Annotated in this window: 13 protein-coding genes and 1 pseudogene; 9 read left to right on the top strand and 5 right to left on the bottom strand. The window is 68.6% G+C overall.

What is annotated here, in order from left to right; genetic code table 11:
* Positions 1–2 precede the first annotated feature (2 nt).
* Positions 3–1,136 carry a phospholipase D-like domain-containing protein gene (locus ACTWQA_RS36835; RefSeq protein WP_443163585.1) on the top strand — a complete coding sequence of 378 codons (1,134 nt, stop codon included), beginning with the start codon at positions 3–5 and terminating at the stop codon, positions 1,134–1,136.
* Here the strand turns inward: ACTWQA_RS36835 and ACTWQA_RS36830 are convergent.
* Entirely contained in the window at positions 1,073–2,143 is a 1,071-nt protein-coding gene (locus tag ACTWQA_RS36830) for a cation diffusion facilitator family transporter (RefSeq protein ID WP_443163584.1), read from the bottom strand. The genes ACTWQA_RS36835 and ACTWQA_RS36830 overlap by 64 nt on opposite strands.
* Positions 2,144–2,534: 391 nt before the next feature.
* Here ACTWQA_RS36830 and ACTWQA_RS36825 point away from each other — a divergent pair, with 391 nt between their 5' ends.
* Positions 2,535–3,140 (top strand): DivIVA domain-containing protein, encoded by a 606-nt coding sequence (locus ACTWQA_RS36825; RefSeq protein WP_443163583.1) that lies wholly within the window; start codon positions 2,535–2,537, stop codon positions 3,138–3,140.
* Between the two features lie 9 nt (positions 3,141–3,149).
* The gene (locus tag ACTWQA_RS36820; protein WP_443163582.1) at positions 3,150–4,130 is read left to right on the top strand and encodes a hypothetical protein; all 981 of its coding nucleotides are present in this window, start codon (positions 3,150–3,152) and stop codon (positions 4,128–4,130) included.
* 98 nt (positions 4,131–4,228) lie between these two features.
* On the opposite strand, the gene ACTWQA_RS36815 is transcribed toward ACTWQA_RS36820, so the two are convergent.
* A complete protein-coding gene (locus tag ACTWQA_RS36815) occupies positions 4,229–5,290 on the bottom strand; it encodes a hypothetical protein (protein ID WP_443163581.1) in 1,062 nt (353 codons plus the stop codon).
* A 125-nt stretch (positions 5,291–5,415) separates the two neighbouring features.
* On the opposite strand from ACTWQA_RS36815, the gene ACTWQA_RS36810 reads away from it, so the two are divergent.
* From ACTWQA_RS36810 to ACTWQA_RS36785, 6 genes are all read left to right on the top strand, one after another.
* On the top strand, positions 5,416–6,798 hold the full coding sequence (locus tag ACTWQA_RS36810; RefSeq protein ID WP_443163580.1) for an ATP-binding protein: 1,383 nt from the start codon (positions 5,416–5,418) through the stop codon (positions 6,796–6,798).
* Between the two features lie 146 nt (positions 6,799–6,944).
* Entirely contained in the window at positions 6,945–7,448 is a 504-nt protein-coding gene (locus tag ACTWQA_RS36805) for a MauE/DoxX family redox-associated membrane protein (protein WP_443163579.1), read from the top strand.
* Positions 7,449–7,459: 11 nt separating this feature from the next.
* Positions 7,460–7,972 carry a TlpA family protein disulfide reductase gene (locus ACTWQA_RS36800; RefSeq protein ID WP_443163578.1) on the top strand — a complete coding sequence of 171 codons (513 nt, stop codon included), beginning with the start codon at positions 7,460–7,462 and terminating at the stop codon, positions 7,970–7,972.
* A complete protein-coding gene (locus ACTWQA_RS36795; RefSeq protein WP_443163577.1) occupies positions 7,969–8,400 on the top strand; it encodes a S26 family signal peptidase in 432 nt (143 codons plus the stop codon). Before ACTWQA_RS36800 ends, ACTWQA_RS36795 begins: the two co-directional genes overlap by 4 nt.
* Positions 8,390–10,285 carry an ABC transporter ATP-binding protein gene (locus ACTWQA_RS36790; protein ID WP_443163576.1) on the top strand — a complete coding sequence of 632 codons (1,896 nt, stop codon included), beginning with the start codon at positions 8,390–8,392 and terminating at the stop codon, positions 10,283–10,285. The genes ACTWQA_RS36795 and ACTWQA_RS36790 overlap by 11 nt, the downstream gene beginning before the upstream one ends.
* Positions 10,286–10,628: 343 nt before the next feature.
* On the top strand, positions 10,629–10,814 hold the full coding sequence (locus ACTWQA_RS36785) for a hypothetical protein (RefSeq protein WP_443163575.1): 186 nt from the start codon (positions 10,629–10,631) through the stop codon (positions 10,812–10,814).
* A gap of 74 nt (positions 10,815–10,888) precedes the next feature.
* Here ACTWQA_RS36785 and ACTWQA_RS36780 read toward each other — a convergent pair whose 3' ends face one another.
* From ACTWQA_RS36780 to ACTWQA_RS36770, 3 genes and pseudogenes are all read right to left on the bottom strand, one after another.
* Positions 10,889–11,635 (bottom strand): AfsR/SARP family transcriptional regulator, encoded by a 747-nt coding sequence (locus ACTWQA_RS36780; RefSeq protein ID WP_443163574.1) that lies wholly within the window; start codon positions 11,633–11,635, stop codon positions 10,889–10,891.
* Positions 11,636–11,994: 359 nt separating this feature from the next.
* A complete protein-coding gene (locus tag ACTWQA_RS36775; protein ID WP_443163573.1) occupies positions 11,995–12,345 on the bottom strand; it encodes a hypothetical protein in 351 nt (116 codons plus the stop codon).
* 240 nt (positions 12,346–12,585) lie between these two features.
* A pseudogene (locus ACTWQA_RS36770) lies at positions 12,586–12,705 on the bottom strand (family 43 glycosylhydrolase); the annotation flags it as partial.
* Positions 12,706–12,748: the final 43 nt, after the last annotated feature.

The following is a 12,748-nucleotide window of genomic DNA, read 5'->3' as shown; positions in this document are numbered from 1 at the left end:
CCATGACCAAGACGGTCATGTCCGCGCTGGCCGCCGCCGCGCTGGCCTTACCGCTCGCCGTGTCCGTCCCCGCGTCCGCCGCCGACTCCACCTGCGCCGCCGCGCCCCTCGTCCCGGTCACCTCGGGCGCCGTGTTCAACAACCCCGTCGCGGGCGAGGGCGCCGCCATCGTCCAGTGGCTCTGCTCCATGATCAAGCAGACCCCGGCGGGCGCCAGGATCAGGGTGGCGCACTTCGTCATGTCGGGTGCGGCGGGCGAGGGCTTCGCGACCGAGCTGATCAAGGCCCGCGACCGCGGCGTTCACGTGCAGGTGCTCGTCGACGGCGACACCCGCGGCGGCACGGTGGCCGCCCAGCTCGCCGCCGCACTCGGCACCGACATCACGGCGACCTCCTGGCTGCACGTCTGCACCGGGCCGATGTCGGGCGGCACCGCCGCGTGCATCGGCAACAAGGGCCAGCACAACAAGTTCTACCTGTTCTCCCGCACCGGCTCCGCCTCCGACGTCGTCGTGCAGTCGTCGGCCAACCTCACCGACCTGAACTCCACGACGTACTGGAACAACGCCGTCACCTTCACCGATGACCGGCAGCTGTCGCGTGCGTACAACAGCTACTTCGAGGACCTCGCGGCCGAGCGCAAGAACCTCGACTACAACCGCACCGTGCACACCGGCTCCGTCGTCGCCACCTTCTTCCCGCAGGCCGAGGGTGACATCATCGTCGACAGCCTGCGCAGAGTGTCGTGCCGGCCGGGTGAGAAGATCCGCGTGGGCATGTCCGAGTGGGACACCTTCCGCATCGCGATCGCCGACAGGCTGCGCGAGCTGGCCAGGAGCGGCTGCGACGTGCAGATCGTCGCCGGGATCCTCAGCCCGGAGGTCAAGCAGAGTCTCCTCACCGAGCCGCGCGTCGACCTGCGCCTGCTCGCCGACGGCAGCGCGCTGCCCGGGCGCATCCACTCCAAGTACCTGCTGGTGGACGGCAAGGTGTACACGGGCAGCCACAACTTCAACGAGACGTCACTGCGCCGCAACGACGAGACCCTGCTGCGCGTGAACGACCGCGGGATCTACGGCCAGTACGTCGCCAACTTCGAAACCCTCCGCGCCGCCGCCGTCCCTGCCAACCTCTGACCCTCCATCGCCCCGACCAGCGCGGCGCTGCTCGCGCTCCGTTCTGCGCCACGAAGGCCGCCCCCAGGACCGACCACGGCGGCTGCTCTCTCATCCTGGGACGCCCCGGTGACGGGGCCGTGCGCGTCGGCGCAATGTGCTTGAGCCTCGCCAATGATGATCAGTTCGGCCGGTGCGTGGTCGACCTGGAGGGTGGTGTGGTCGATGCCGTAGGTCTCACGCAGCATGCGCTCGGCGGCCTGCCGGATCGTGTGGCAGTCGGCGCCCGGCGTGACCAGGATGTGCGCCGACAGGGCGGCGTACCCGGAGGTGACCTCCCATACGTGCAGGTCGTGGACTTCGGCGACGTCATCGAGCGCGGCGGTCTTCTGGCCGATCTCTGCGGGGTTCATGCCGACCGGCGCCGCCTCCATGAACACCCGGCCGGCGTCCCTGACCAGGCCCCATCCGGCCTTGAGCATCAGCCCGGCCACCACCAGCGCGGCCAGCGCGTCGGCTCGGGCCCAGCCCGTCCACCACACCACCGCACCGGCGACGGTCGTGGCGATGAAGGCGAACAGGTCGTTGAGGATGTGCTGGTAGGCGCCTTCGACGTTCAGGCTGGAGCGGTCGGCCCGTGACAACATCCAGGTCGCGACGAGGTTGACGGCGATCCCCGCCAGCCCGGTGACCACCACGTACGCGCCCTCCACCTCGGGAGGATCGATGACGCGGCGGACGCCTTCGTACAGGAAGTAGGCGCTCAGGAGCAGCAGCGTGATGCCGTTGATCTGAGCTGAGAGGATCTCCGCACGCTTGAGCCCGTAGGTGAATCCGCCCCGCGGCGGCTTGGCGGCGATCCGCATGGCGATCAGCGCGAAGACGATCGCCACCGCGTCGGTGAGCATGTGACCGGCATCGGAGATCAACGCCAGCGATTGCGCGATCACGCCGATGACCACCTCGATCGCCATGAAGGCGACGATCAACGCCAGCGCGCCGCCCAGAAGGCGCCGGTCGGCGTCCACGCTTACCGCATGGCCATGTCCGTGACCGTGGTCGTGTCGAGGATGGCCTTGATCGGTCATCGCTGAACCCCTTTGCCCCTTCGGAGATCGCACTGCCAACACTTGAATGACTGCTCATATGAGAGGTTGAACCATGCCTTCCATGCTGTCAAGGCCGTGTAGCACCCATCGGGACAGAGTGACCCGGCCATACGGCAGCACCAAACACCTGAACAGCGATTCAGATGTTTAAGCAATACGTAACGAGTCAACAACTCTGCGTAAGGAAAGGAGTCGCCCACATCTTCCCTCACGGCCTGCCCGAATTCTCCGAGGGGCCGGCAGCGGAGCGAGCCTCCGAAGGATACGTCGCGCCATCGCTCAGCAATCGATCTGTTGAAAGGACACGGCCATGCACCCAGACCAGGACGGGCATGACCACGCCCCTACCGAAGTGCTCGACGAGCGCCAAGTCCGCACGTACCTGACGAGTCCCGCCACGGTGCTGGACCCGACCGCGGTCCGCAACCAGGTCTTCACCGTGGTACGCCTGCGGGAGGGGTACGACCTGACCGAGGTGGACGCCTTCCTCGGCAACGTGGAGGCCTCACTCGGAGTGCTCCTGCGAGAGAACGCCGAACTGCGCGCTCGCAACACTTCGGATGCGCGGTCGAAAGCCGATTCCGCCCGGATCATCGCCCTGGCCCAAGAGACGGCCGATCGCGCGGTCGCCGCCGCCCGTCAGGAGGCGGACCGCATCACGCGGGAGGCCCGCGACCAGGCCGAAGCCCTCATCGAGGAGTCCCTGGACCAGGCCGCGGCTCAGCAAGCACTGGAGCGGCAGGTCCACTCGCTGAATCGCTCGGTGACCGGCTATCGCGACCGCTTGGCGAACACTCTGCAGACCCAGCTGAGCCAGATCCAGGACCTCCTCGCCGAGCTGACCGAGATAGGCGACAGCCGGCAGACCTCCTCATCCGACGCCGATCCGATCATCGATCGCCAGCCGCCTGAATAGGGAGGACCCGTGCAGACAACAACGTGGATGCTTGCCCTTGGACCCGTGCTTGAAGGCGGGCGACCGGGGGACGAGGCGTGGCTCGCCGTAGGGCTGGTCTCGCTCTCCACGCTGGCCGGAGCATGGCTGGCCCGGCGTGCCTCCGAACGGTTGACCATGTGGCTGACCGTCGCCTCGGCCATGATGATGGTCACGGCGCTGACCGATCTCCTCCCGGACGCCTGGCAGGATGCCGTCGAGCACGGGGTTCCGCTGTGGGTCGTCGGCGTCTCCGTCGCCGCCGGCTTCCTCGTGATCACCTACTTCACCCGTAAGGGCTGCGGGCATGGTCACCGTCGCCCAAGGACCCTCGCAAGGCACGCACCTGGTCTGCACCGGCGGGTCAAACAAGCCGTGGGCGCCGCCTTGTTCGGCGGAATGGGGACGGCGGCGGCCCTGACCGTGCATCGCACCATAGAAGGAGCGACGTTGGCGCTTGCCGCCTCGGCCGTCGTCGTCATCGCTTTGATGGTGCACTCCGCGAGCGAGGGCCTGGCTCTGGCCGCCCTTCTCGACATGGCCCGGCAGCGGCTGTGGCCGTGGCTGGTGGTCTCGTGTGTCAGTCCCGCCGTCGGCGTCCTCGTCGCCGGGGCCGGTCCGATCCCTGGCCAGGTGGTGCCGCTCCTGCTGGGCGCGGTCACCGGAGTGCTGTTGCGTACCGCCATCGTCGGTATTCGTCTGGCCTCCGGGAACGGGAGCGGGCTTCCCCGCCGGCATCTCGTCCTCGCGGGAGTGGCGGCGGCCACGATGACAGCGGGCCTGGCCGCCTTGCACTGGGTCAGTCCGCCCTTGGTGAGCGACGACACGAAGCACGACGGTCTCCGCCCGAAGACGAATCAGCGGGTTCAGCCGACCGATGGGCCGAACGCACGCGTACGGCCCACACCCACCTCGTCACCGGCCAAGCGCCCGCGGATGCATCCTCGGGAGGGGGCGAAGCTGGACGGATGACTCAGAATGCCGGTCAAGCCGCAGGTGACGGACCGTTCTCGTCACCGGGGCTCCTCATCGGACTCTTCCGACGGCAACACCGAGGCGGCAGCCGACCGTTAGCCTGGCCCAGTCGAGGTGAAGGCAGGGTAGTGGGGCAACTCGGCGACATCCCACTCTGCGGTTGTCTCCAACCATGCCTGGACGGCTTCCCGGACAGCGGGGAGCTCGTCCCGGCCCCGGTCGAGCTCGTTGAGCAGACGACCCCACCGGTAGCGCAGGAGCTGGCGCTCGCTCGGCACCGGTGTCCGGGTGGAATGCATGGGCTGATCCCGCTTTTGGGCCCGCGGAAAGAGGACCCATGTCATGTGAATCGTCCAGGTGGCCACCGCCTTCCGCATCCCTGCCTCCCAAAGCTCGTCGTCGGCCAGCTCGGGATGAACGGCGACCACCTCCTTGCGATAGACGTCCTCGATCTCCGCTTCCAACCCGGGCGGCAGCCGGAACACGCACCAGCACGTCGCGAACGGCATGCGTACGTAGGCCGCTTCGAGAAAGGCCGAGTGATATCCGGCGCCCTCGAAGTCGAGCACCCGCAGCCCGTCCGCCGTCAGCAGGTTGTTGTCCGGGCAGATGTCACCTGGGGAGAACACCGGATACCGCTCGCTGCTCGCCTCCAGCGCCGTCAGTTCGTCCTCAAGCCCCGAAGGTGCAACGGGTAACACCTCTTCCAGATCGCCTATGTCGCCGAAGAGACGCCATCCCGCGCCCACTCCCGAGTAGCCGGCCCGAGATCGCTCCCACTCCTGCTGTCGCCCTGCGGCGGCCACGGCGATCCGCCCGTACGTCCGCGCCCACGCGAGCAGCCCTTCCCTCGCCGCTTCCGCCGAGTCCCCGAGCAGCACGTCAGCCAGGCTCGGCGCGACGCCGAGGTCCGACATCACGATCAGTGGGAAGGACGGGTCCACAGCCAGCAATCGGGGCCCGAACCCGCCGCTCAGCGGCAAGCCGGCCGCCTCGGCCGCGAAGCCCGCAGCGTCCCGATACGCCTTCACCACCACCGCGCCGCCATCGTCAGTCACACACCGCAGGACGTGGCTGCGCGAGCTCCCGCCCAGATCGACCGGCCGGTTGACCCTCTTGCCCAAGACCGCCGAGGCTGCCGCCAAGATCTTCTCCACGCCCAAGACTCTAGAGGCCCACTGGCTCGGATGTGGCGGCGCTCTCGAGCCACCAGGCTCCAGGAAACTGACGTCTGACGTAACTTACATAGAAGGATAGTTGCTTCCCATGCTAGTTTCCTTGTGTGCGGACCTTCGTTGGCAGGGCTGAGGAGTTGGCGGCGCTCGAAGCGTGGTGGGCGGGCTCCGCGCCGCGTCCGGCCATGGTGTGGGGGCGGCGGCGCGTCGGAAAGACCGCGTTGATCGAGAAGTTCGCCGAAGGCAAGCGGATGGTCTTTCACACCGCGGCGCGGCGGCCCGCGGTGGACGAGCTCCGGGAGTTGTCGAGCCGGATGGCACCGGCGGCGGCGGAGTCGCTTCGTGATCTGCGGGAGCGGCCGTACGAGCGTTGGGAAGATCTGCTCGACGGCCTTGCGGAGCTGGCCCGGGACGAGCCGCTGCTCCTCGTTCTGGACGAGTTTCCCGAGCTGATCGCCGCCTCGCCCGCGTTGCCGACGATTCTGCGGGCGTTTCTGGACCGATCGCAGGGGCACACCCGCCTGCGGATCTTGATCTGCGGATCCTCGGTCCGGGTGATGGCGGCGATGCAGGACTACCGCGAGCCGCTGTACGGCCGGTTCGACGAGAGCATTCTGCTGCATCCGTTCCGCCCCGTTGAGGCGGCCGCAATGCTTCCTGGCCTACCTCCGACGGATCGTGCGCTGGTGTACGGGATCACCGGCGGGATGCCGCTCTACCTGCAATGGTGGCAGCAGGATCTCTCGGTACGGGAGAACCTGCGGACACTGGCCTGCCGCCCGGGGGCGCTCCTGCTCACCGAGGGAGAGCGGGTCCTGGGGACCGAGATCGAATCCGGCGACAAGCCGGCCGCCATCCTCTACGCCCTGGCCGCAGGACGGACGAAGCACCATGAGATCGAAGACGCCATCCGGGCGGAGGCGAGCCGCACTCTAGAGCGTCTGATCACCATGCGACTCGTGGAACGCCTGATCCCGGTCACCGAGGACCCGGCGCGCAGCAAGCGGCGCATCTACCGGATCGCCGACAATTTCTTGGCGTTCTACCTGGGGATCCTGTCGCACTACCGAGCCGAGATCGAGCGCGGCCTCGGGGCGACGATCGTCGACGCCCTGCTGAACGACCTCGATGACCACATGGGGGCCATCTACGAGGAGGCGTTCCGCGACCACCTGCGGCGACTGGCGGTCGAAGGACGACTCGGCCCCGCGGTCGTCGCGGTCGGACCCTGGTGGCGGCACGACGGCCAAGACCAGCTCGACGCCGTCGTCCTGGCCAAGCAGGGCAGGACGAGAAAGCCCATCCTGGCCGGAGAGTCGAAATGGGCGCGGCAGGTGGATGCGGCGCGCATTCGCCGGGGACTTGAGCGCAAGGTCGCCGACCTCGCGGATCCAGACGAGTTGCGCTACGCCGTCTGCGCGAGAGAAACGCTGATCAACCTGGACGACGACGTCCTCGGCATCACCGCTGCGGACATCTTCGCCCCCTGAGGCAGAAGCGTCACGTGATGCCCGACTCCACGTCCCAGAAGTGGGCAGTGAACGCCTCGCCGGGCGCCGGCCGGGCTAGCGGCGCGCGAGGGCCGGGCTAACGGTGCGCGAGAGCCGGGCTAGCGGGATCGTGAAATATCCAGATCGTGGATCTCCTGCTCGTCGCGTGCCAGGTCCTGATCGGGGCCGTGTTCGCCGTTGCCGCGTTCATCAAGCTGCGCAGCCGCGCGGACCTGCGCTCGTTCGCGTCCACCCTGGTGATCGTGCCGGAACGGCTTCGCCTGCCGGTGGCCGGTGTGGTCGCGACGAGTGAGGCGGCGACGGCTGCGCTCATGGCGATCCCGGAGATCGGGCTGGTCCTCAGCGGGATCATGCTCGGCGCATTCAGCCTGGTGATCGCTGTCATCGCCCGGCGGGGCACGCCAGTGTCCTGCCGCTGCTTCGGCCCGTCCGAGGTCTCGCTCGGCTGGATTCATCTGGTGCGAAACGCCCTGCTGTTGCTGGTGGTGGCGCTGGGCGGGATGGCGGTGACCTTCACGGGCGGGCCGCCGGCCGCGCCGGCGCTGGCGGTGGCGTTGCCGGCCGGGCTGGCGGGGGCGGTCGTGCTCATCGCCTTCGACGACATCGCCGAGTTGTTCATGGACAGATAGGGGGAGGGCAGATGCAGTACCTGGTCGCCGCGGTCGTGCTGGTCGGTCTGCTGTGCATGGTGAACTTGCTGCTGACCGTCGGCGTGATCCGCCGGCTGCGCAAGGAGAGCTTGCCACCATCGATGATGGAGGAAGGCCTCTCGCCCGGCTCGAGGGTCCCGCAGTTCGCCGCCATGACCACGAGCGGCGAGCCGATCTCCCACGAGCTCCTGAGCGGACCCGCGCTGGTCGGCTTCTTCTCGCGGGGCTGCCAGCCGTGCAAGGAACTGCTCCCGCTCTTCGTGGAGCGGGCACGCGACACGTCGGACGCCGTGCTCGCCGTGGTCGTCGCCGACCCCGGCCAGGACTCCGCAGCCGACATCGAACGGCTCTCGGAGGTGGCACGTGTCGTCACGGAGGTGCCCGGGGGACCCCTCCAGACGGCGTTCAAGGTCAACGCGTACCCGACGGTCATCACGATCGACGCCGCGGACACGGTCGTCAGCAGCGGCCACACCATGCCCGCCGAGGTCAAGGCGTCGTGAGGCGGGCGTTCCTTGCGGCGGCGTGCGGGCTCGCGGGTCTGGCCCTGCTGGCCGTACGGCTGCGCGCGACGTACCTGGTGATCCGCGTCCGCGGCAACAGCATGGCGCCGGCGCTGACCCATGGAGACCGGATCCTGTCCCGGCGCACGCGACTGGCGGCGCTGCGCAACGGGCAGATCGTCGTCGTCCTGAGCCCTCGCCCGACCGGCAGCAAGTTCCTGGTCAAACGCGTTGCCGCCCTGCCCGGCGATCCGGTCCCGGAGTGGGTACGGAAGGTCGTCGCCGACGACGTCGTCCCGGCCGGCAGGTTCGTCCTGATCGGTGACAACACCGAGGCCAGCTTCGACTCCCGCGAGCACGGCTTCTTCCACGCCGACGACCTCCATGCCGTCACTCTCCGGAAGCTGGAGCCGCAGCATGGCCGTTGACGGGGTGCGCCTGACCGCCTCCGCGCGTGAGGCGGCGGCCACCGGCTGGAGCGGCGCCGCCGTTCCCATGATCGGGTATGCGCTCACTCTCCTGGGCATGGCCGCGGCGCCGGTGGCGGTGGCCTGGCTGACCAAGCTGGTCATCGACGGCCTCACCGGGACGGCCTCCCTGGCCGAGCTGCTGGGCCTCGCCGCGGGGCTGGCCGGTACCGGCGTCGCCGCCTCGATCCTGCCGCACTGCTCGCGGTATCTCGGCAGCCAGATCGGCCGCGCCATGGCGGCCACCACGACGGACCGGCTCTTCGCGGCCACGGCACGATTTCCCGGGCTCCGGCCCTTCGAGGATCCGCGTTTCCTCGACCGGCTGCGCCTGGCCCAGGAGGGGACGTCCAGGGCCGACGGCATCGTCACCGAGGCCTTCGGCCTGGTCCGCTCCGCCGTCACCGTGATCGGCTTCGTCGGGTCCATGCTGGTGATCAGTCCTGCCATGACGCTGATCGTGTTGTGCGCCGCCGTACCGGCACTCATCGCACAGCTGAAGCTGTCCCGCCAGCGCACGACCATGATGTGGGAGATCGGTCCGGCGGAGCGACGGCAGCTCTTCTACAGCACGCTGCTCAGCACGATCGAGGCGGCCAAGGAGATCAGGCTCTTCAACCTCGGCGGATTCCTGCGCGGCCGGCTCATGGCCGAGCTGTCGACGACCCATGCGGGCAAGCGGCGGATGGACCGCAAGGAGCTGTCGGCGGAGGGGGCGCTCGCCCTGCTGTCCGCCGTGGTGGCCGGCGGCGGCCTCATCTGGGCCATTGGCGCGGCCCGGACCGGCACGCTCACCGTCGGGGACGTGTCGATGTTCACCGCCGCCGTCGTCGCCGTCCAGGGCGCGCTCGACACCTTGGTCAACGGCATCGCGATCACCCATCACAACCTGCGGCTCTTCGGCCACTACGTGGCGGTGGTCAGGGCCGAGCCCGACCTCGTCGTGCCGGCCGACTCCGCGCCGCCGCCGGCGCTGAGCCGGGGGATCGAACTGCGCGACGTGTGGTTCCGCTACAGCGACGACCATCCCTGGATCCTGCGCGGCGTCGACCTGTTCATCCCGTACGGCGCGGCCGTGGCGCTGGTCGGGCTCAACGGCGCGGGCAAGAGCACGCTCGTCAAACTGCTCTGCCGGTTCTACGACCCGAGCCGGGGAGCGATCCTCTGGGACGGGGTCGACCTGCGCGACGTCCGGCCGGAGGCGCTGCGGGAGCGGATCAGCGGTGTCTTCCAGGACCACATGGCCTACGACTTCTCCGCCCGCGACAACATCGGCGTGGGAGACGTCGGAGCCCGTGACGACCTGAACCGGATCCGCGCCGCCGCGCGAAGGGCCGGGGTGGACGAGCTGCTGGCGGCCCTTCCTCGCGGCTACGACACGCTGCTCACCCGGATGTTCACCAGCGAGGAGGACCGCGAGGACTCCTCGACCGGCGTCGTGCTCTCCGGCGGCCAGTGGCAGCGAACCGCCCTGGCCAGAGCCTTCCTGCGCGACGGACGGGACCTGATGATCCTCGACGAACCGAGTTCCGGTCTCGACCCCGAAGCCGAGGCCGACGTGCACGCCCGGATGCGCCACCACCGCGCGGGCCAGACCAGCCTGCTCATCTCCCACCGGCTGAACACGGTGCGGGACGCCGACCTGATCGTCGTTCTCAAGGACGGGGTCGTCGCAGAGCGCGGAAGCCACGACGACCTCATGGCGGTGGACGGCACCTACGCCCGCCTCTTCCGCCTCCAAGCCCGCGGATATCACGAGGTAGCCCCCCGTGATACCGCGCCCAGTGAACCCGAGGCAAGAAAGGAGGTGAAAACAGAATGCTGGACAAGCTCATCGACCGGTTGATCCCCACGGTCAAGGCTGACGCGGCGTGCACCCCGAGGTGCGTGCAGATCAGCTACGACCCGAACACCGGGTGCTACAAGATGAGGTGCTATCGATCCGACTGCACCTATCGCACGGTCACTCTTTGCGAATAACTCGCCGGAGAAAGGAGGTGAAGACAGAATGCTGGACAAGCTCATCGACCGGTTGATCCCCACGGTCAAGGCTGACGCGGCGTGCACGCCGAGGTGCACGGTCATCGGCCAACCGTCCCCTGGGTGCTACAGGATGCGGTGCGTCAACGGCGACTGCTCCATTCATTACGTCACTGTGTGCGAGTAATCGACGGAGAGAGGTGGGACAGGTGAAGACCATCACCGCACTGGCGGACCGGATCGTCGCCTTTGTCGTACCGGCCAGCGACGCGCAGGCCGCGTGCACGCCACGTTGCATCCTCGACCACACGACCTGTACGGGCAGCATCTGTTGCGCTTACTACAAGTGCTGGACGAGCGACTGCACGCCGTACTGGAAGAAGCGGTGCGCCTAGGCAAGTAAAGAGACCACCCCCTGGCTGGCGCCGGCCAGGGGGTACTCCCGTAGAACGCATTAAGGGGCTTGTTGCTAGGTTGACGCGCCTCGGAGTATGTCCTGATGCTGCCGGCGTAGGTAGTCGGCCGGTTCGATGCCGAGTTCCGTACTGAGGATGTCACGCATGCGCCGGTAGGCGGCGAGCGCTTCGGCACGGCGGCCGCGCCCGGCCAGGGCACGCAGCAGCAGCTCCCACAGGGACTCACGGAATGGGTGGGCCTCGACGAGGCGCTCCAATTCCGGGATGACCCAGTTGTGGAGGCCGAGCCGCAGCTCGGACTCCACCCAGAGCTCGGACGCGGTCAGGTGCACCGCGTCCAGGCGCCGGCGCTCGCAGCGGACGGTTTCGACGTCGATCTCCGGCGCGAGCGGACCGTGCCACATGTCCAGCGCCTCCCGCAGCAGCCCGGCCGCCACCGCCGGACTGCCCGCGGCCAGCGCCTCCGATCCCTGGGTGAAGTACTGCTCGAACACCCTGATGTCCACCGCTCGATCCGGGACGACCAGGGTGTAGCCGTTCGCGAGGGTGATCAGGTTGACACCGTGGGCGGCAAGCGGTGCCAGAGTGCGTCGCAGGCGGTAAACATACGTTTGCAGACTCGCTCTGGCCGTGGCCGGCGGCTCGTCCGGCCAGAGCTCCGTCATCAGTCGATCCATGCTGACCACTCCGCCCGGGTTCAGCATGAGAACGGCGAGGATCGCCTGCTGCTTCGCGGCCCGGACGTCGATCGCGCGGCCCCCGCCGTCGACCACCGCCAAGCGTCCCAACAGTTGGAACATCGTTCACCTCCGATCGGCATTGTGCAGGTGGCGGGTATATCCCAGGTATGCCAGGCGCACGTGCCGGCTGGTTCCGCTCGACGGTGTTGCGGCCTCCGTCGTCGTCGCTCTGTGCGGACATTCGACGGTCGGCCCGTGGTAGCCGCTCTCGGCCGGGTGTCCAAGCAGCTGCGGAGGGTGCGATGGCGCGGCCACGTGACGGGGCCGGTTATGCCCCGTCTGGGAAGTCGATCGATGTGTCGGTTCTCAGACCGGTCACGATGAGATCGGCGAGGAAGTCCGCCCGCTGCCGGAGACGGTGGGACCGAATGGCCGCTGGCGATGTCCAGCGACGAGAGCGACCGCGTCGGGCGCGTCACTCAGTGAGTTCTTTCCCCGCGCCCAGCAGAGCAGGAGGTGAAGCCGGTGGCGACCACGCCCAGCGGGTCACCGGTCATGTGATCGCGGGCGGTGACGGTCGGTGGCACCGACAGGCCGCCACGCCCCGTGCCGGGATCCAGCCGAGCGGCCACCCGCACGTCGTGGTGCTGTTGCCGGCGGCCGAGGAAGGTGCCACCGGGCCGGTCCAACGTGCCACCGGTGGCCCGCAGCGTGAGCCAGCCCGGCCGTTCGGTGAGCGACCACGCGTGTGGCGGGCGGCTTCGGGGTGAGATCCAGCGCGGGGACAGCGCCGTGGCGTCGAAGTCGTCACGCTCGGGTTCGGCCGGCATCGGGCTCCAGGCCCGAGGCGCCTCGCCGTTGCCACCAGTCGCCCTCAGGCGTGTCGACCAGATCGGCGTGGCCGATGGCCTGGATCGGCCTGTTGGTGCTGCAGTGGGAGAGGATGGGGTTGGCCGGTGCGGGCGTGAACGGTCCGCGTGGCCCGTGCCGGACCGGCCACGGTCCTTCCACGATGACACCGCGCTTGGGGTCGATGCGCGCCGGCCTGTCCAGGATGTTGCCGATCTGCCGCCAGTGCACCAGGTCCCGGCTGTGGAAGATCGGCACACCGGGGAAGTACTCGAAGAGGCCAGGTAGTAGTCCTCACCGACCCGGCAGATGCTGGGGTCGGGGTGGAAGCCGCCGATGATGGATTGCGGTACTCGGGCATAGCCGGAGGTCCTTAGGCGTGCG

The sequence above is a fragment of the Nonomuraea sp. 10N515B genome (genome assembly GCF_052245915.1).
GTDB lineage: Bacteria > Actinomycetota > Actinomycetes > Streptosporangiales > Streptosporangiaceae > Nonomuraea.
This window is presented reverse-complemented; position numbering and strand designations above follow the sequence as displayed.

Coding starts and splice junctions, on each gene's coding strand:
- ACTWQA_RS36780 (WP_443163574.1), bottom strand. CDS start 11,635: ATGTTCCAACTGTTGGGACGCTTGGCGGTGGTCGACGGCGGGGGCCGC.
- ACTWQA_RS36835 (WP_443163585.1), top strand. CDS start 3: ATGACCAAGACGGTCATGTCCGCGCTGGCCGCCGCCGCGCTGGCCTTA.
- ACTWQA_RS36775 (WP_443163573.1), bottom strand. CDS start 12,345: ATGCCGGCCGAACCCGAGCGTGACGACTTCGACGCCACGGCGCTGTCC.
- ACTWQA_RS36790 (WP_443163576.1), top strand. CDS start 8,390: ATGGCCGTTGACGGGGTGCGCCTGACCGCCTCCGCGCGTGAGGCGGCG.
- ACTWQA_RS36825 (WP_443163583.1), top strand. CDS start 2,535: ATGCACCCAGACCAGGACGGGCATGACCACGCCCCTACCGAAGTGCTC.
- ACTWQA_RS36800 (WP_443163578.1), top strand. CDS start 7,460: ATGCAGTACCTGGTCGCCGCGGTCGTGCTGGTCGGTCTGCTGTGCATG.